The organism is Mycobacterium montefiorense (assembly GCF_025823255.1).
Lineage (GTDB): Bacteria > Actinomycetota > Actinomycetes > Mycobacteriales > Mycobacteriaceae > Mycobacterium > Mycobacterium montefiorense.
On sequence record NZ_JACKVL010000008.1, the window covers coordinates 36,334 to 53,922 of the forward strand.

Here is a 17,589-nt window from a genome sequence, read left to right on the forward strand (position 1 = left end):
GGATGGACGCTCGTGACCCCCGCTGACCTGGCTGAGCTGCTCAAAACCACCGCATCCGCGGTGCTTGCCGAGCATGGCCTCGACGTGTCTGCGCTACCGGCGACGGTCACCGTCGAGCGCCCCCGTAACCCCGAGCACGGCGATTACGCGAGCAATCTGGCGATGCAGCTGGGCAAGAAGGTCGGCACCAACCCGCGTGAACTGGCCGGATGGCTGGCCGAGGCACTGGCCGGTGCCGACGGTGTGGCGTCGGCGGAAGTCGCCGGGCCGGGCTTCATCAACTTGCGCCTCGAGTCCTCGGCCCAAGCCAAGGTCGTCAACGATGTCATCGACGCCGGCGGCCGCTTCGGTCACTGCGAGGAGCTGGCCGGCCGTAAGGTCAACCTGGAATTCGTTTCCGCCAACCCCACCGGACCGATCCACATCGGCGGGACCCGCTGGGCCGCCGTCGGCGATGCCCTGGGCCGGTTGCTCTCGACACAGGGTGCCGACGTGGTCCGCGAATACTATTTCAACGACCACGGCGCGCAGATCGACCGGTTCGCCAACTCTCTGATCGCCGCGGCCAAGGGCGAACCCACCCCGGAGGACGGCTACGCCGGCACCTACATCAACGACATCGCCGCGCAGGTGCTGGCGAAGGCGCCCGACGCGCTGAGCCTGCCCGAAGCCGAGATGCACGAGACCTTCCGCGAAATCGGCGTCGATCTGATGTTCACCCACATCAAGGCATCGCTGCACGAGTTCGGCACCGACTTCGACGTCTACACGCACGAAGAGTCGATGCACACCAGCGGCCGGGTCGACGAAGCCGTTGCCAGGCTTCGCGAGTCCGGCAACATCTACGAGAAAGACGGCGCAAGCTGGTTGCGCACCAGCGCTTTTGGCGACGACAAGGACCGCGTCGTGATCAAGAGCGACGGCAAACCCGCCTACATCGCCGGCGACCTCGCCTACTACCTGGACAAGCGGCAACGCGGTTTCGGCCTGTGCATCTACATGCTCGGTGCCGACCACCACGGCTACATCGCCAGACTCAAAGCCGCGGCCGCCGCCTTCGGCGACGACCCGGCGACCGTCGAGGTGCTGATCGGACAGATGGTCAACTTGGTCCGCGACGGCCAGCCGGTGCGGATGAGCAAGCGCGCCGGCGCCGTGATCACGCTCGACGACCTGGTGGACGCGCTTGGCGTCGACGCCGCACGGTACAGCCTGACCCGCTCCTCGGTGGACACCGCCATGGACATCGATCTCGCGCTGTGGTCCTCGGCATCGAACGAAAACCCGGTCTATTACGTGCAATACGCGCATGCTCGGCTCTCGGCGCTGGCCCGCAACGCCGCCGAGCTCGGCCTGATCCCCGACACCGGGCACCTCGAACTGCTCAGCCATGAGAAGGAAGGTGCGCTGCTGCGCACCATCGGAGAATTCCCCCGGGTACTCGAAACCGCTGCATCCCTGCGGGAACCGCATCGGATCTGCCGCTATCTGGAAGACCTCGCTGGTGACTATCATCGGTTTTACGACTCGTGCCGGGTATTGCCCCAGGGCGACGAACAACCCACCGACCTGCACACCGCACGCCTGGCGCTGTGCCAGGCCACCCGCCAGGTCATCGCCAACGGCCTGGCAATACTCGGCGTCAGCGCCCCGGAGAGAATGTGAACGTCCACCCCGCCGGTACCACGGATAGCCCGCCCCGGCCGCAGTCGCCCGAAGAGTTGCTGCTGTTGGCGCCGAATGTCTGGCCGCGCAACACGGTTCGCAACGATGACGGAATCGCTGTCATCGCCGGGATCCCGGTGACTGATCTGGCCCAACAGTACGGAACGCCGCTCTTCGTCATCGACGAGGACGACTTCCGCTCGCGCTGCAAAGAGATTGCGGCGGCATTTGGCGGCGGCGCCAATGTCCACTACGCCGCTAAGGCATTCCTGTGCACCGAGATAGCGCGCTGGATCGACGAGGAGGGCCTCTCGCTCGACGTGTGCACCGGCGGGGAATTGGCCGTTGCGCTGCACGCCAACTTCCCGCCGGAGCGAATCACGTTTCACGGCAACAACAAATCTGTCGCGGAGTTGACTACCGCGGTCAAAGCCGGTGTGAGTCACGTGGTTGTGGATTCGATGACCGAAATCGAGCGTCTCGAAACCATTGCGGGCGAGGCGGGTGTCGTGCAGGACGTCTTCGTTCGGCTCACCGTCGGGGTCGAGGCACACACCCACGAGTTCATCTCCACCGCGCATGAGGACCAGAAGTTCGGCCTGTCGGTGGCCGGCGGCGCGGCGATGGCTGCGGTGGAGCGGGTGTTCGCGACCGATAACCTGCGACTGGTCGGGCTGCACAGCCACATCGGTTCGCAGATCTTCGACGTCGCCGGCTTCGAGCTGGCCGCGCGCCGTGTCCTCGGCTTGCTGCAGGAGGTTGTCGCCGCGTTCGGGGTGGACAAAACCGCGCAGATCTCCACTGTCGATCTCGGTGGCGGCCTGGGCATCTCGTACCTGGCCTCCGACGACCCGCCGCCGATGGCCGAACTGGCCGCCAAGCTGACCACGATCATCAGCAATGAGTCCGCGGCCGTGGGACTGCCGGCACCGCGTCTGGTGGTGGAGCCCGGGCGGGCGATCGCCGGACCGGGCACCATCACGCTGTACGAAGTCGGCACCGTCAAGGACGTCGAGGTCAGCGCGACGGCAATCCGGCGTTACGTGAGCGTCGACGGCGGCATGAGCGACAACATCCGCACCGCGCTCTACGACGCGCAGTACGACGCCCGGCTGGTGTCCAGGATCAGCGATGCGCCGGCAACGCTGGCCCGTATCGTCGGAAAGCATTGTGAGAGCGGCGATATCATCGTTCGCGACACCTGGGTACCCGGTGACCTGGGGCCAGGCGACCTGCTGGGGGTGGCCGCGACGGGTGCCTACTGCTATTCGCTGTCGAGTCGTTACAACATGATCTGCCGGCCCGCCGTGGTCGCGGTTCGCGATGGGCGGTCACGCCTGATGCTGCGCCGGGAGACGGTCGACGATTTGCTGAGTCTGGAAGTGAGGTGAACTGTGTCCGGTAATGAAAAGCCTGTCGGCGTAGCGGTGCTTGGGTTCGGCAACGTCGGCAGCGAAGTCGTCCGCATCATCGAGGAGAGCGCCGACGATCTCGCGGCCCGTGTCGGCGCGCCTCTCGCGCTGCGCGGCATCGGGGTCCGGCGCGTCGCTGCCGATCGCGGTGTCCCCATCGAGCTGCTCACCGACAACATCGACGAGCTGGTGTCGCGGGAAGACGTCGACATCGTCGTCGAGTTGATGGGGCCGGTCGAGCCGTCGCGCAAGGCAATCCTGGGTGCGCTGGAGCACGGCAAGTCCGTCGTGACGGCTAACAAGGCGTTGTTGGCCACGTCCACCGAAGAGCTGGCGCAGGCAGCCGAAAATGCACATGTCGACTTGTATTTCGAGGCGGCGGTCGCGGGTGCGATCCCGGTCATCCGTCCGCTCACCCAGTCGCTGGCCGGTGACACCGTGGTGCGGGTGGCCGGCATCGTCAACGGCACCACCAACTACATCCTTTCCGCGATGGACAGCACCGGCACCGATTACGAAAGTGCGCTGGCCGACGCGAGTGCGCTTGGCTACGCCGAGGCCGATCCCACCGCCGATGTCGAGGGCTACGACGCCGCGGCCAAGGCCGCGATCCTGGCGTCCATCGCCTTCCACACCCGGGTGACCGCCGACGACGTCTATCGCGAAGGCATCACCAAGATCACCCCGGCCGACTTCGTATCCGCACACGCGCTGGGCTGCAACATCAAGCTGCTGTCCATCTGCGAACGCATCGCAGGCGACGATGGCCAGCAACGGGTTTCGGCGCGCGTTTACCCGGCGTTGGTCCCGCTGTCGCATCCGCTGGCCACCGTCAACGGTGCGTTTAACGCCGTGGTGGTGGAGGCCGAGGCGGCGGGCCGGCTGATGTTCTATGGTCAGGGCGCCGGCGGTGCGCCCACCGCATCGGCGGTGACCGGCGACTTGGTGATGGCCGCCCGCAACCGGGTGCTGGGCAGCCGTGGGCCGAAAGAATCCAAGTACGCGAAATTGCCGATCGCGCCAATGGGTTTCATATCCACTCGCTACTACGTCAGCATGAACGTCGCCGACAAGCCCGGCGTGTTGTCCGCGGTGGCAGCCGAGTTCGGCAAGCGTGAGGTGAGCATCGCCGAGGTCCGTCAGGAAGGTGTCGCGGACGAAGGCGGACGTCGGGTCGGGGCTCGCATCGTGGTGGTCACGCATAGCGCCACCGACGCGGCACTCTCCGAAACCGTTGATGCGCTGGCTGATTTGGACGTCGTGCAGAGTGTGGCAAGCGTGCTGAGATTGGAAGGAACCAGCATATGACCACGCCGCGCACCGCCATCCACAAACCCTGGCCGGGCCTGATCGCCGCCTACCGTGACCGGTTGCCGGTCGGCGACGACTGGCCGCCGATCACCCTGCTCGAGGGTGGTACCCCGCTGATTCCCGCGACCCGGCTCTCCGAGCAGACCGGTTGCACGGTCCACCTCAAGGTCGAAGGCCTCAACCCCACCGGCTCCTTCAAAGACCGGGGCATGACGATGGCGGTCACTGACGCGGTGGCCCGCGGGCAACAGGCCGTGTTGTGTGCGTCGACCGGAAACACTTCGGCATCCGCGGCCGCTTATGCTGCGCGCGCCGGCATCACCTGCGCGGTGCTGATACCGCAGGGCAAGATCGCGATGGGCAAGCTCGCGCAGGCGGTTATGCACGGCGCCAAGATCATTCAGATCGATGGCAACTTCGACGACTGTCTGGAGCTGGCCCGCAAGATGGCCGCCGACTTCCCGACGATCTCGTTGGTTAACTCGGTCAACCCGGTGCGCATCGAGGGCCAGAAGACGGCCGCGTTCGAAATCGTGGACGCCCTGGGCACCGCTCCGGACGTCCATTCGCTTCCGGTCGGCAACGCGGGAAACATCACTGCGTACTGGAAGGGCTACACCGAGTATCACCAGGAGGGCCTGTTCGAGAAGCTGCCCCGGATGCTCGGCACCCAGGCCGCGGGGGCGGCGCCGTTGGTCCACGGCAAACCCGTCAAGAACCCCGAAACCATCGCCACCGCGATCCGCATCGGTTCCCCGGCGTCGTGGTCGGCTGCCGTTGCGGCTCAGGAGCAATCCAATGGACGCTTCCTAGCCGCGACCGACGAGGACATCCTGGCGGCCTACCATCTGGTGGCCGAATCTGAAGGCGTGTTCGTCGAGCCGGCGTCCGCGGCCAGCATCGCGGGTCTGCTCAAATCCGTCGAAGACGGTTGGGTAGCGCGCGGATCGACCGTGGTGTGCACGGTGACGGGCAACGGCCTCAAGGATCCCGACACCGCGCTGAAAGATATGCCGAGCGTGTCCGCGCTGCCAGTGGATCCGGTACTCGTCGTCGAGAAGTTGGGGCTGGCGTAGTGGTTAAGGCCTGTCCGTGAATCAGATGCTGCCCGCCGGGCTGGTGGCCAGCGCCGTGGTGTCGGCGTCCAGCGCCAACCTCGGCCCGGGTTTCGACAGTATCGGTCTGGCATTGAGTCTGCACGACGAGATCGTCTTGGAAACAACCGATTCCGGCCTGGTTGTGCACGTCGAGGGCGAGGGTGCCGGTCAGGTACCACTGGGTCCCGAGCATCTGGTGGTGCGCGCCATCGAGCGTGGGTTGCAGGCTGCCGGCGTCAGGGTTCCCGGCATGGTGGTGCGCTGTCGCAACGCCATCCCGCATTCTCGCGGTCTCGGCTCGTCCGCGGCGGCGGTGGTGAGCGGCCTTGCCGCGGTCAATGGTCTTGTTGCGCAGACAGATTCGGACCCGTTCAGCGCCGCGCAGCTGATCCAGTTGTCCTCGGAGTTCGAGGGTCATCCTGACAACGCTGCCGCCGCGGTGCTGGGTGGTGCGGTGGTTTCCTGGATCGACCGGACCGGCGACACGCCCGACTACTCGGCTGTCCCGCTGGGGCTGCATCCCGATATCCGGCTGTTCTGCGCGATCCCCGAGGACCGCTCGTCGACCGCGGAGACCCGGGTGCTGCTGCCCGCTCAGGTCAGTCACGAGGACGCCAGGTTCAACGTCAGCCGCGCCGCACTGCTGGTGGTCGCGCTGACCAAACGCCCCGATCTGCTGATGGCGGCTACCGAAGATGTGCTTCACCAGCCGCAACGCGCGCCCGCAATGCCGGCGTCGGCGGAATATCTGCGGCTGCTGCGGCGTCTTAACGTGTCAGCGACGCTTTCGGGGGCGGGTCCGTCTGTCATCGCAATGACTACGAAGCCGGAGCTACCGTCGGAGGCGCTGGACTATGGCTTTGCCCATGGATTTACCATTGCCGAGATGACAGCCGGCGAAGGAGTTCGCTGGAGTCCTGGCGTCACGATCGCCGGTTAATCCACAGGCTCACCGGAGGGTTTGCTTGCTTCAATCTCAGATGCGGGTTATTCTCGGCTTCGTCCAGCAATCGCAGGATCTGCATCTGCATACATACTGCCTTCCCGCTGGGATAACACCAATTCTTCTCGCTGACGAGGTTCGCCGTTTACTCCGCCCATCCAGGCGACGACCGTCGCAGAGTCGATGATTGGGCGCATTCGGCAAGTTGGCTGAATGCAACGAACCCCTCGTATGACGTGATCAGCGAGGGAAGAAAGGAAATCCGTGACTGATACGGACCTGTTCACGGCTGACGAAAGCACCGACAGCAATCAGCTGTCGAACGCCGTGACCACAGACACCCCAGACGTGAAACCCAAAGTCTCGACCGGCTCCCTGTCCACCATGGTGCTGCCCGAGTTGCGTGCGCTGGCCAACCAAGCCGGCGTCAAGGGGACGTCGGGTATGCGTAAGAACGAACTCATTGCCGCGATCAAGGAAGTCAGGGGACAAGCCAACGGCACTTCCGCCGGCGCCGCCCCATCCGAGGACAGCGGCAAGTCTGACCAAGAAAAGAACGAACAGAAAACTGACGGCGAAGCACCGACTGCCCAAGGGGAACAGAAGGATTCAGCCACCGAGGGTGGCCCGCGCCGGGAACGACGCGGCGCTTCCCGTAGCGCAGGGTCGACCGCCCGGACCGCCGATGAGGAGGGCTCGGAGAACCGCAACGGCACCGCCACTCGCGAGGGTGACAGGCGCGACTCCGACAAGCGTGACGCGGGCCAACGTGACGCGGGCCAGAAGGAAAACAAGACGGACGAGCGCTCATCAGACACCGGCGACCAGAGCGGCGACCAGCAAGGCTCGGGCGGCCAGCAGAATCGTGGCGGCTCGAATCAGCAAGATGACGACGGCGACGGGCGTCAAGGCCGGCGGGGCCGCCGGTTCCGCGATCGCGATCGCAGGCGTCGCGGTGAACGCTCAGGCGAGGGCGGTCCCGACACCGAATTGCGGGAGGACGACGTCGTCCAACCGGTAGCCGGCATCCTTGATGTCCTCGACAATTACGCCGTCGTGCGCACTTCCGGCTACCTGGCCGGCCCGCACGACGTCTACGTGTCGATGAATATGGTGCGCAAGAACGGCTTGCGCCGCGGTGACGCGGTGACCGGCGCGGTTCGGGTGCCCAAGGAAGGCGAGCAGCCCAACCAGCGGCAGAAGTTCAACCCGCTGGTCCGCCTGGACAGCGTCAACGGTGGACCGGTCGAAGACGTCAAGAAGCGTCCCGACTTCCAAAAATTGACACCGTTGTACCCCAACCAGCGGCTGCGTCTCGAAACCACTCCCGACCGGCTGACCACACGAGTCATCGATCTGATCATGCCGATCGGTAAGGGCCAGCGTGCCCTGATCGTCTCCCCGCCCAAGGCTGGTAAGACGACGATCCTGCAGGACATCGCCAACGCGATCACCCAGAACAACCCGGAATGCCACCTGATGGTCGTGCTCGTCGACGAGCGCCCTGAAGAGGTCACCGACATGACGCGCTCGGTCAAGGGCGAGGTCATCGCCTCGACCTTCGACCGGCCGCCGTCGGACCACACGTCCGTCGCCGAGCTGGCGATCGAGCGCGCCAAGCGGCTCGTCGAGCAGGGCAAAGACGTCGTGGTGCTGCTGGACTCGATCACCCGGCTGGGCCGCGCCTACAACAACGCGTCACCCGCGTCGGGCCGGATCCTGTCCGGTGGTGTCGACTCCACCGCGCTGTACCCGCCGAAGCGTTTCCTGGGCGCGGCGCGCAACATCGAAGAAGGCGGATCGCTGACCATCATCGCCACGGCGATGGTCGAGACCGGATCCACCGGTGACACGGTCATCTTCGAGGAGTTCAAGGGCACCGGTAACGCCGAGCTCAAGCTGGACCGCAAGATTTCGGAGCGCCGGGTCTTCCCGGCGGTCGACGTCAACCCGTCCGGTACTCGTAAGGACGAATTGTTGCTCTCGCCAGACGAGTTCGGCATTGTGCACAAGCTGCGCCGCGTGCTGTCGGGTCTGGATTCCCACCAGGCCATCGACTTGCTGATGTCGCAGCTGCGCAAGACGAAGACCAACTACGAGTTCCTCGTCCAGGTGTCCAACACGACACCGGGAAATATGGATAACGACTAGTCTCGCGAGCTGTGGCGGAAACGCTTCAGCGACTACTGCGTGAACGGGTGGCGCAGGACGATCCCGCGCTGAAGTACGGCGAGCGGGTATGGACCTGGCGAGAACATCTCGCCGATGCGAGCGCAAGTGCCGCCGCCGTGATCGGCGTCGCCGATCCGGCTCGTCCGCTGCATGTGGGAGCGCTGCTGGGCAACACCCCCGAGATGCTGACCGCCATGGCGGCGGCCGCACTCGGCGGGTATGTGCTGTGCGGAATCAACGACACCCGCCGTGGCGCCCCGCTCGCCAGGGATATTTGCGAGCCGACTGCCAGATCCTGCTCACCGATCCAGCACACAAGACGCTGCTGGACGGGCTGGACCTGCCGGCTGTCCGCCCGGATCGCTCGGGAAGGGCTTCCCGGGCGTGGCCATCTACAACCCGGAGACCCAGACGGAGTGCCCGGTCGCCGCGTTCGGCAGCGATGGCGCGCTGGCCAATGCCGAAGAAGCGATCGGGGAGCTGGTCAACACCACCGGCGGGGGATTGTTCGCCGGCTATTACAACGACCCCGAGGCCACCGACGCGCGCCTTCGGAATGCGATGTTCTGGTCGGGAGACCTGGCGTACCGAGACGCCGACGGGTGGATCTACTTCGCTGGTCGCAGCGGGGATTGGCTGCGCGTCGACGGCGATAATATGACGACGGCGCCCATTGAGCGGATCCTGCAACGATTGACGCCGATCAGCCAGGTCGCGGTGTACGCGGTCCCGGACGAACACGTCGGCGATCAGGTGATGGCGGCGATCGTCTTGCAGGACGGCGCCGAGCTGACGCCCGAGGAGTTCGAGCGGTTTTTGGCTGGTCAGCCCGACCTGTCGGGTAAGGCGTGGCCACGCTATGTCTGGCTCACCGATCGGCTGCCGACCACGGCGACCAACAAGGTCCTCAAACGGGAGCTGACCGCCCGCGGAACGGCGCCCGAGGGTGGCGTGCTGTGGACGCGCAATGCGCATAGCAGCGCCTACACACTGTCCTGAAGCGCGAACGCTGGCCGGGTTATCTCGCCGGGAATGTGCGGGCGCATCTCGGTGTTTGGGGAGAAGGTGGTTGACCTGGCATAATCGAGCGTCGACTGCCCGGAACCGAGTCAGGTTCTTCAGTTCCCGCCCAATGGCCGGATACCTACGGGTTACCAGGGCGACAACGATCGAAGAGGACATCATGAAAGCTGACATCCATCCCGCCTACGCGGAGACCACGGTGCACTGCGGGTGCGGGAATACATTCCAGACGCGTAGCACCAAAGAGGGCGGCAACATCGTCGTCGAGGTTTGCTCGCAGTGCCACCCCTTCTACACCGGTAAGCAGAAGATCCTGGACAGCGGTGGCCGTGTGGCGCGCTTCGAGAAGCGGTACGGAAAGCGGAAGGCCGGAGCCGACAAAGCTGAGTCGACCGACAAATAGCTGTCTTACCGACGCCCGAACTGCGCTCGACGTTGCGCAGGCCGGGCGTCGGTCCGCGTTTGCGGCAAATAAGCTCGCGGAGATGGGGGAGGAGGTGTGATGACGCAGCCGGTACAGACGATTGACGTGCTGCTCGCTGAACACGCCGAACTGGAGCAGCGCCTGGCCGACCCCGCACTGCACAGCAATCCCGACGAGGCACGTAAAGCCGGCCGGCGATTCGCGCGCCTGGCCCCGATCGTCGCCACGCATCGCAGGTTGGAGTCGGCCCGCGGTGATCTGGAAACCGCACGCGAACTGGCGGCCGACGACGAGTCGTTCGCCGAAGAGGTCGTCGAACTCGAAGAACGGGTGGCCGAACTGGACACCCAACTCACCGACATGCTGGCGCCGCGCGACCCGCATGACGCCGACGACGTGGTGCTCGAAGTCAAATCCGGTGAAGGCGGCGAGGAGTCGGCATTGTTCGCCGCCGATTTGGCCCGGATGTACATCCGTTACGCCGAGCGGCATGGCTGGACCGTGACGGTGCTGGACGAAACCACCTCTGATCTGGGCGGTTACAAAGATGCCACCCTTACCATTGCCAGCAAGGGCGACTCGGTCGACGGGGTGTGGTCACGCTTGAAGTTCGAGGGTGGGGTACACCGCGTGCAGCGGGTGCCCGTGACGGAATCCCAAGGCCGCGTACACACTTCGGCCGCAGGCGTCCTGGTCTATCCCGAGCCCGAGGAAGTCGGCGCGGTGCAGATCGACGAGACTGATCTTCGCATCGATGTCTACCGGTCGTCCGGCAAAGGCGGCCAGGGTGTCAACACCACCGACTCGGCGGTGCGGATCACCCACCTGCCCACCGGAATTGTGGTCACCTGCCAAAACGAACGATCACAGCTGCAGAACAAGATCCGGGCAATGCAGGTGCTGGCTGCCCGGCTGCAGGCAGTCGCCGAGGAGCAGGCGCAAGCCGACGCGTCGGCGGATCGGGCCAGCCAGATCCGCACCGTGGATCGCAGCGAACGAATTCGCACCTACAACTTTCCGGAGAACCGGATCACCGATCACCGAATCGGTTTCAAGTCACACAATCTCGACCAGGTTCTCGACGGTGACCTGGATGCGTTGTTCGACGCATTGGGCGCCGCCGACAAACAGGCCCGGTTACAACAGGCATGACCGTCCTGCGGCGCGCGATCGACTCTGCTGCGGCGTTGCTCGCCGAAGCCGGAATCGATTCTGCGCGTTGCGATGCCGAGCAATTGGCTGCGCACGTCGCGGGCGCCGATCGCGGCCGGCTGACCCTGATCGAGTCGATAGACGACGAGTTCTTGGTGCGATACCACGACGTTATCGCCGCGCGCTCGCGGCGAGTGCCGTTGCAACATCTCACCGGTACGGCGCCATTCGGGCCCGTGGTGCTGCACGTCGGCCCCGGCGTCTTCATCCCACGCCCGGAGACCGAGGCCATCTTGGAATGGGCCACGGCCCAGCGTTTGTCCCCGGCGCCGGTGATCGTCGACCTGTGTACTGGATCCGGCGCATTGGCGGTGACGCTGGCCCGCCACTGGCCGGCGGCGCGCGTTATCGGCATTGACGACTCCGATGCAGCCCTGGAATATGCGCGCCACAATGTCGAGGGCACCTCGGTCGAACTGGTCCGCGCCGACGTCACCACACCCGGTCTGCTTCCCTGGCTGGACGGACGAGTTGACTTGATCGTGGCCAACCCGCCCTACGTGCCCGACAGTGTCTCGCTGGAACCCGAAGTCGCCCAGCATGATCCCGCACACGCGGTGTTCGGGGGCCCGGACGGGATGGCGGTGATCCCCGCGATCGCCGGCCTTGCCGGGCGCTGGCTTCGCCCGCGTGGCCTGTTCGCCGTCGAGCACGATGACACCACATCGTCGCGGACCGTCGAATTGCTGGACAGCACCGGGCTTTTCGACGACGTCCGGGGACGCCAAGATCTTACCGGCCGGCCAAGATTCGTCACTGCCTCGAGGGACGGTGCGGTGTGACTGAGGTATTCAATTGCGCTGATTCCGAACAGCGTTCGACCGGAATCGCCTCGGCGGTAGGGGCGCTCAAGGGCGGCCGGCTGGTGGTGATGCCGACGGACACGGTGTACGGCCTCGGCGCGGACGCCTTCGACAACTCCGCCGTGGCCGCACTGCTGGCGGCGAAGGGTCGCGGCCGCGATATGCCGGTCGGCGTGCTGGTGGGCTCGTGGCACACCATCGAGGGCCTGGTTTACACGGTGCCGGACGGAGCCCGCGAACTGATCCGCGCATTCTGGCCCGGCGCGCTAAGTCTGGTGGTGGCGCAGGCGCCGTCGCTGCAGTGGGATCTCGGCGATGCCCGTGGCACCGTCATGCTGCGGATGCCGCTGCACCCGGTCGCGATCGAGCTGTTGCGCGAGGTCGGGCCGATGGCCGTGTCCAGCGCCAACGTCTCTGGTCGTCCGCCTGCGGTGAACGCCGCCGAGGCCCGCGACCAACTCGGCGATCTCGTCGGCGTCTACCTCGACGCGGGGCCTTCCGAGCAGCAGGCCGCCTCGACGATCATCGACCTCACCGGCGACACCCCGCGTCTGCTGCGAGCCGGACCGGTCAGTGTGGAGCGAGTCGCGGAAGTGCTCGGAATTGACCCTGGACGGTTGATCGCCTAGCGGCCAACCGGTCGCGAAGCGCGGATTCAGGTCTGACGGAAGATGGCGTACGGTCGCGTGGTGTCTAGCGACGTAGCAAGTCTTGCCGCTGGTCTGCACGCCCTGTCCGATCGCGGCGCCGGAGTCCCGCTGCGCGAGCTCGCGTTGGTCGGACTGACCGCCGCGATCATCACCTATTTTGCGACCGGCCCGGTGCGGGTGTTGGCCACCCGCCTAGGTGCGGTCGCCTATCCGCGGGAACGCGATGTGCACCTGACGCCGACACCACGCATGGGCGGGCTGGCCATGTTTGTCGGTGTTCTCTCCGCGGTGTTCTTGGCCTCCCAGCTTCCCGCGCTCACCCGCGGATTCGTCTACTCCACTGGTATGCCCGCGGTTTTGGTGGCGGGGGCGGTGATCATGGGGATCGGACTCATCGACGACCGGTGGGGCCTGGACGCCCTGACGAAATTCGCCGGCCAGATCACCGCCGCCAGCGTGCTGGTCACTATGGGTGTTGCGTGGAGCGTCCTCTACATCCCGCTAGGTGGCGTCGGCACCGTTGTGTTGGACCAGGCTTCGTCGATCCTGCTGACATTGGCGCTGACAGTGTCGGTCGTCAACGCGATGAACTTCGTCGATGGACTTGACGGGCTGGCGGCCGGGCTGGGTCTCATCATGGCTCTGGCGATCTGTATGTTCTCGGTCGGCCTGCTCCGCGACCACGGCGGCGACGTGCTGTTTTATCCGCCGGCCGTTATTTCGATCGTGCTTGCCGGAGCCTGTCTTGGCTTCCTGCCGCACAACTTCCATCGCGCCAAGATCTTCATGGGCGACTCCGGCTCGATGCTGATCGGCTTGATGCTCGCGGCCGCATCCACCACCGCGGCCGGCCCGGTCTCCCAGAACGCCTACGGCGCCCGTGACGTGTTTGCCCTGCTGTCGCCGTTTCTTCTGGTGGTGGCGGTGATGTTCTTTCCGATGCTCGACTTGCTGCTGGCCATCGTGCGGCGCACCCGTGCGGGCCGCAGCGCGTTTAGCCCCGACAAGATGCATTTGCACCACAGATTGCTGCAGATCGGGCATTCACATCGGCGGGTGGTGCTGCTCATCTATCTCTGGGTGGGCATCGTTGCGTTCGGCGCCGCCAGCACGATCTTCTTCAACCCGCGCGATACCGGCGCGGTCATGCTGGGCGCCATTGTGATCGCCGCCGTCGCGACGGCGATCCCCCTCTTGCGCCGTCGTGACGACTACTACGACGATGAGTAGTAGCAGCGTCGTGCATATGGTACGGTGCTGGTAGAACCCCGAAAAGAATCCTTAGGGTTGCCGGCCAACCGGCCCGTCGGATCGTTTTCCGACCGTGCCGATCGACGACCGACAAAGGGAGATACCCCTTGAGTGATTCCACTGTGACGTGCGATACGCTCGGCGAGCCACCGATCAGTCGGTCGGAAGCTTTCCGCTCCATCAATCCGGATTGAGGTGCTGCAGTGACGACACCAGCGCAGGACGCGCCGTTGGTGTTTCCCTCTGTTGCATTCAATCCGCTCCGGCTTTTGATCACGAGCGTTGCGATCACCGCGGTGGCGGTAGCTGCCGCCGCTTTCTCCGGTCACGTGATGGTCGGAGCGTTCTTCGGCGTCGGCTTGCTGCTGGGTTTGCTCAACGCCCTTTTGGTGCGTCGCTCGGTTGCATCGATAACCGCGAAAGACCATCCGATGAAGGCCACGATGGCGCTGAACTCAGCGACGCGGCTGGCCATCATCACCGTCATCGGCTTGATCATTGCTTACATTTTCCGGCCCGCCGGCTTAGGCGTGGTGTTCGGCTTGGCCTTGTTCCAGGTGGTGTTGGTGTTGTCGACCGCGCTGCCGGTATGGAAGAAGCTGCGCGCCGGCGACTGGGCGGACACGGCATCGGACGGAACCGAAAGAGGGAACACCAGCGATGACTGAGACGAGGTTCCTTGCCGAGGGCGCAATCGAGGTCGGCGAGCACACCCATGCCACCTGGCTCGGGATGACCGTCAACACCGACACGATTCTGTCCACCGGGATCGCTGCGTTGATCGTGCTGGCGCTGGCCTTCTTCCTACGCGCGAAGATCACCTCGACCGGCGTCCCCAGCGGCGTTCAGTTGTTCTGGGAGGCCATCACCGTCCAGATGCGCGACCAGATCGAGAGCGCTGTCGGGATGCGGATCGCGCCGTTTGTCTTGCCACTGGCGGTCACCATCTTCATCTTCATCCTGATTTCCAACTGGCTGTCGGTGCTGCCGCTGCAGTACACCGACAAATCCGGGCGCACTACCGAATTGCTCAGTTCGGCGGCCGCGGACATCAATTACGTGCTCGCCCTGGCCCTGTTCGTATTCGTCTGCTACCACGTGGCCGGCATCTGGCGCCGCGGCATCGTCGGACACCCGCTGGCGGTGCTCAAGGGTCACGTGGCGTTCCTGGCGCCGATCAACCTGGTCGAGGAGCTCGCGAAGCCGATCTCGTTGTCGCTCCGACTTTTCGGCAACATTTTCGCCGGCGGGATCCTGGTGGCGCTGATCGCGCTGTTCCCGCCCTACATCATGTGGGCGCCCAACGCGATCTGGAAATCCTTCGACCTGTTCGTCGGTGCGATCCAGGCGTTCATCTTCTCGATTCTGACCATCTTGTACTTCAGCCAAGCCATGGAGCTCGAGGATCACCATGACTGAGAACACCGTGAATTGGCCCGAGCCACACACCATTACAGAAGCCTGGTAGACCGCTACCAGTTATAAGGAGGATAAGCATGGCCCTGGACCCCCAAGTCGCTGCCGCTGCTCTCATCGGCGGTGGAATCATCATGGGCGGCGGCGCAATCGGTGCCGGTATCGGTGACGGTATTGCCGGTAACGCGCTGGTTGCGGGTATTGCCCGGCAACCCGAGGCGCAAGGCCGGTTGTTCACGCCGTTCTTCATCACCGTCGGTCTGGTTGAGGCGGCCTACTTCATCAACCTGGCCTTCATGGCGCTGTTCGTCTTCGCCACCCCCGTCGGCTAGTTCGCTGTGATGGGTGATGCGAGCCGCGGCATTCTGGCATCCAGCCAGCTAGCAGCAGAGGGGGGCAATAACTTCCTTGTCCCCAACGGCACGTTCTTCTTCGTGCTGGCGATCTTTCTGATCGTGCTGGCTGTCATCGGCACGTTCGTCGTGCCGCCGGTCATGAAGGTGTTGCGTGAACGCGACGCGATGGTCGCCAAGACCACCAGCGACACCAAGAAGGCGAACGAGCAGTTCGAAGCCGCTCAAGCGGATTACGAGAATGCCATGAGGGAGGCCCGCGTTGAGGCGTCGTCGTTGCGCGACACCGCTCGGGCGGAAGGACGCAAGGTCGTTGACGACGCGCGCGCCGAAGCCGAGCAGCAAGTGTTGGCGACGTTGCAACAGGCTGCCGAGCAATTGAAGCGGGAGCGGGACGCAGTGGAACTGGATCTGCGCGCCAACGTGGCGACCATGTCGGCCACCCTGGCCAGTCGGATCCTCGGCGTCGACGTCACTACCTCGGCCGCGACGAAGTAGTCACCGATGTCGACGTTTATCGGACAGTTAATTGGGTTCGCGGCCATCGTGTTGCTGATAGTGCGCTATGTCGTGCCGCCAGTACGCAATTTGATGGCTACTCGGCAGAAGACGGTGCGCCAGCAGTTGGACGACGCGGCGGAGGCCGCCGAGCGGCTGACTGAGTCGACGACTGCGCACAGCAAGGCGGTGGAAGCCGCCAACGCGGACGCTGAGCGGGTCGTCGAAGAGGCCAAAACAGACGCTGTTCGTATTGCCGAGCAGCTCCAGGCCCAGGCCGAGATCGATGCGCAGCGCATCAAAGCGCAGGGCGCTCGCCAGAGTGAGCTGTTGCGGGCACAGCTGACCCGTCAGCTTCGTCTGGAGCTCGGGCACGAATCTGTGCGCCAGGCAGAGGAATTGGTGCGCAACTACGTCGCCGACGCGGACCAGCAGGCGGCCACTGTCGACCGTTTCTTGGAAGAGCTCGATGCCATGGCGCCCGCCCCGGCTGACGTCAAGTTCCCGCTGCGGGCGAAGATGCGCTCGGCCAGTCGGCGGGCTCTGCAGACGGTCACGGACCGGTTCGATGCCATAGCCAAGGATCTCGACAATCAAGGACTGGAAAAGCTTGCGGGCGAGCTGGTTTCGGTAGTCAAAATGCTGAACGGCCAAATAGTCGTCACCCGCTATCTCACCCAACCTTCCGAAGACGGCGGGCCCAGGGTCAGATTGCTCGAGCGGCTGCTATCCGGCAAAGTCGGCGATCCCACTTTGGAGTTGTTGCGGACGGCCGTTTCGGAGCGATGGTCTGCAAACTCGGATCTGGGCGACGCCGTCGAACACGTGGCTCGGCAAGCGCTGTTGGAAGTCGCCGCGCGCGAGGATCGGGTCGACGAGGTCGAAGACCAATTGTTCCGGTTCGCCCGGATCCTTGAGGCGCAACCACGCCTGAGCGTCCTGTTGGGTGAGTACGGGGTGCCGGCCGAAGGCCGAGTCGGGTTGCTGCGCAACGTGCTCAATAGTGCAAGCGGCAGTAGCAACAGGATCACGAACTCATTGCTGTCCCAGACTATCGAGCTGTTGAGAGGACAGTCGGCCGACGACGCCGTGATGTTCTTGGCCGAAGCGGCGGTGGCACGGCGCAACGAAGTCGTAGCGCAGGTGAATGCGGCGGCCGAGCTCAGCGATGCGCAGCGCACTCGCCTCACCGAGGTGCTCAGCCGCATTTATGGACATCCGGTGGCTGTGCAGCTGCAGATCGACGCCGCGCTGCTGGGTGGGCTCCTCATTTCCGTGGGCGACGAAGTGATCGACGGTACGCTCTCGTCGCGTCTGACCGCGGCCGAGGCTCAACTGCCCGACTGAACACGAACTAGT

Annotated in this window: 16 protein-coding genes and 1 pseudogene; all 17 read left to right on the top strand. The window is 64.8% G+C overall.

Translation table 11 applies throughout. From position 1 onward, the window contains the following. The first annotated feature begins 12 nt into the window (after positions 1-12). The 17 genes and pseudogenes from argS to H7K34_RS06640 all read left to right on the top strand — a co-directional run bounded on the left by argS (position 13) and on the right by H7K34_RS06640 (position 17,577). Positions 13-1,665: an arginine--tRNA ligase gene (gene argS, locus H7K34_RS06560; protein ID WP_264061032.1), complete on the top strand. Its 1,653-nt coding sequence runs from the start codon at positions 13-15 to the stop codon at positions 1,663-1,665. Further along, positions 1,662-3,056 carry a diaminopimelate decarboxylase gene (gene lysA / locus H7K34_RS06565; protein WP_264061033.1) on the top strand — a complete coding sequence of 465 codons (1,395 nt, stop codon included), beginning with the start codon at positions 1,662-1,664 and terminating at the stop codon, positions 3,054-3,056. Before argS ends, lysA begins: the two co-directional genes overlap by 4 nt. 3 nt (positions 3,057-3,059) lie before the next feature. After that, positions 3,060-4,385, top strand: a complete 1,326-nt coding sequence (locus tag H7K34_RS06570; protein ID WP_264061034.1) for a homoserine dehydrogenase — start codon at positions 3,060-3,062, stop codon at positions 4,383-4,385. Beyond that, positions 4,382-5,464 carry a threonine synthase gene (gene thrC / locus H7K34_RS06575; RefSeq protein WP_264061035.1) on the top strand — a complete coding sequence of 361 codons (1,083 nt, stop codon included), beginning with the start codon at positions 4,382-4,384 and terminating at the stop codon, positions 5,462-5,464. The genes H7K34_RS06570 and thrC overlap by 4 nt, the downstream gene beginning before the upstream one ends. Positions 5,465-5,489: 25 nt before the next feature. Further along, complete coding sequence (thrB, locus tag H7K34_RS06580; protein WP_264061240.1) at positions 5,490-6,425, top strand: homoserine kinase; 936 nt, start codon at positions 5,490-5,492, stop codon at positions 6,423-6,425. A gap of 267 nt (positions 6,426-6,692) precedes the next feature. Then, a complete protein-coding gene (rho, locus tag H7K34_RS06585) occupies positions 6,693-8,579 on the top strand; it encodes a transcription termination factor Rho (protein WP_264061036.1) in 1,887 nt (628 codons plus the stop codon). Positions 8,580-8,590: 11 nt separating this feature from the next. Continuing rightward, positions 8,591-9,599, top strand: a pseudogene (locus tag H7K34_RS06590) (AMP-binding enzyme). A gap of 184 nt (positions 9,600-9,783) precedes the next feature. Then, positions 9,784-10,026: a 50S ribosomal protein L31 gene (gene rpmE / locus H7K34_RS06595; protein ID WP_108925296.1), complete on the top strand. Its 243-nt coding sequence runs from the start codon at positions 9,784-9,786 to the stop codon at positions 10,024-10,026. A gap of 99 nt (positions 10,027-10,125) precedes the next feature. Then, a complete protein-coding gene (gene prfA / locus H7K34_RS06600) occupies positions 10,126-11,199 on the top strand; it encodes a peptide chain release factor 1 (protein ID WP_264061037.1) in 1,074 nt (357 codons plus the stop codon). Next, positions 11,196-12,041 (top strand): peptide chain release factor N(5)-glutamine methyltransferase, encoded by an 846-nt coding sequence (prmC, locus tag H7K34_RS06605; protein ID WP_264061038.1) that lies wholly within the window; start codon positions 11,196-11,198, stop codon positions 12,039-12,041. Before prfA ends, prmC begins: the two co-directional genes overlap by 4 nt. Then, positions 12,038-12,691: an L-threonylcarbamoyladenylate synthase gene (locus H7K34_RS06610; protein ID WP_264061039.1), complete on the top strand. Its 654-nt coding sequence runs from the start codon at positions 12,038-12,040 to the stop codon at positions 12,689-12,691. Before prmC ends, H7K34_RS06610 begins: the two co-directional genes overlap by 4 nt. Positions 12,692-12,733: 42 nt before the next feature. Next, a complete protein-coding gene (locus H7K34_RS06615) occupies positions 12,734-13,942 on the top strand; it encodes a glycosyltransferase family 4 protein (RefSeq protein ID WP_264061040.1) in 1,209 nt (402 codons plus the stop codon). A 224-nt stretch (positions 13,943-14,166) separates the two neighbouring features. Continuing rightward, the gene (locus H7K34_RS06620) at positions 14,167-14,631 is read left to right on the top strand and encodes an ATP synthase subunit I (protein WP_264061043.1); all 465 of its coding nucleotides are present in this window, start codon (positions 14,167-14,169) and stop codon (positions 14,629-14,631) included. Next, positions 14,624-15,382 carry a F0F1 ATP synthase subunit A gene (gene atpB / locus H7K34_RS06625; RefSeq protein ID WP_108925183.1) on the top strand — a complete coding sequence of 253 codons (759 nt, stop codon included), beginning with the start codon at positions 14,624-14,626 and terminating at the stop codon, positions 15,380-15,382. The genes H7K34_RS06620 and atpB overlap by 8 nt, the downstream gene beginning before the upstream one ends. Positions 15,383-15,465: 83 nt before the next feature. Beyond that, positions 15,466-15,711 carry a F0F1 ATP synthase subunit C gene (locus H7K34_RS06630; protein WP_090609504.1) on the top strand — a complete coding sequence of 82 codons (246 nt, stop codon included), beginning with the start codon at positions 15,466-15,468 and terminating at the stop codon, positions 15,709-15,711. A 9-nt stretch (positions 15,712-15,720) separates the two neighbouring features. After that, complete coding sequence (locus tag H7K34_RS06635) at positions 15,721-16,230, top strand: F0F1 ATP synthase subunit B (RefSeq protein ID WP_264061045.1); 510 nt, start codon at positions 15,721-15,723, stop codon at positions 16,228-16,230. A 6-nt stretch (positions 16,231-16,236) separates the two neighbouring features. Then, a complete protein-coding gene (locus tag H7K34_RS06640) occupies positions 16,237-17,577 on the top strand; it encodes a F0F1 ATP synthase subunit B/delta (RefSeq protein ID WP_264061046.1) in 1,341 nt (446 codons plus the stop codon). The last annotated feature ends 12 nt before the right edge of the window (positions 17,578-17,589 follow it).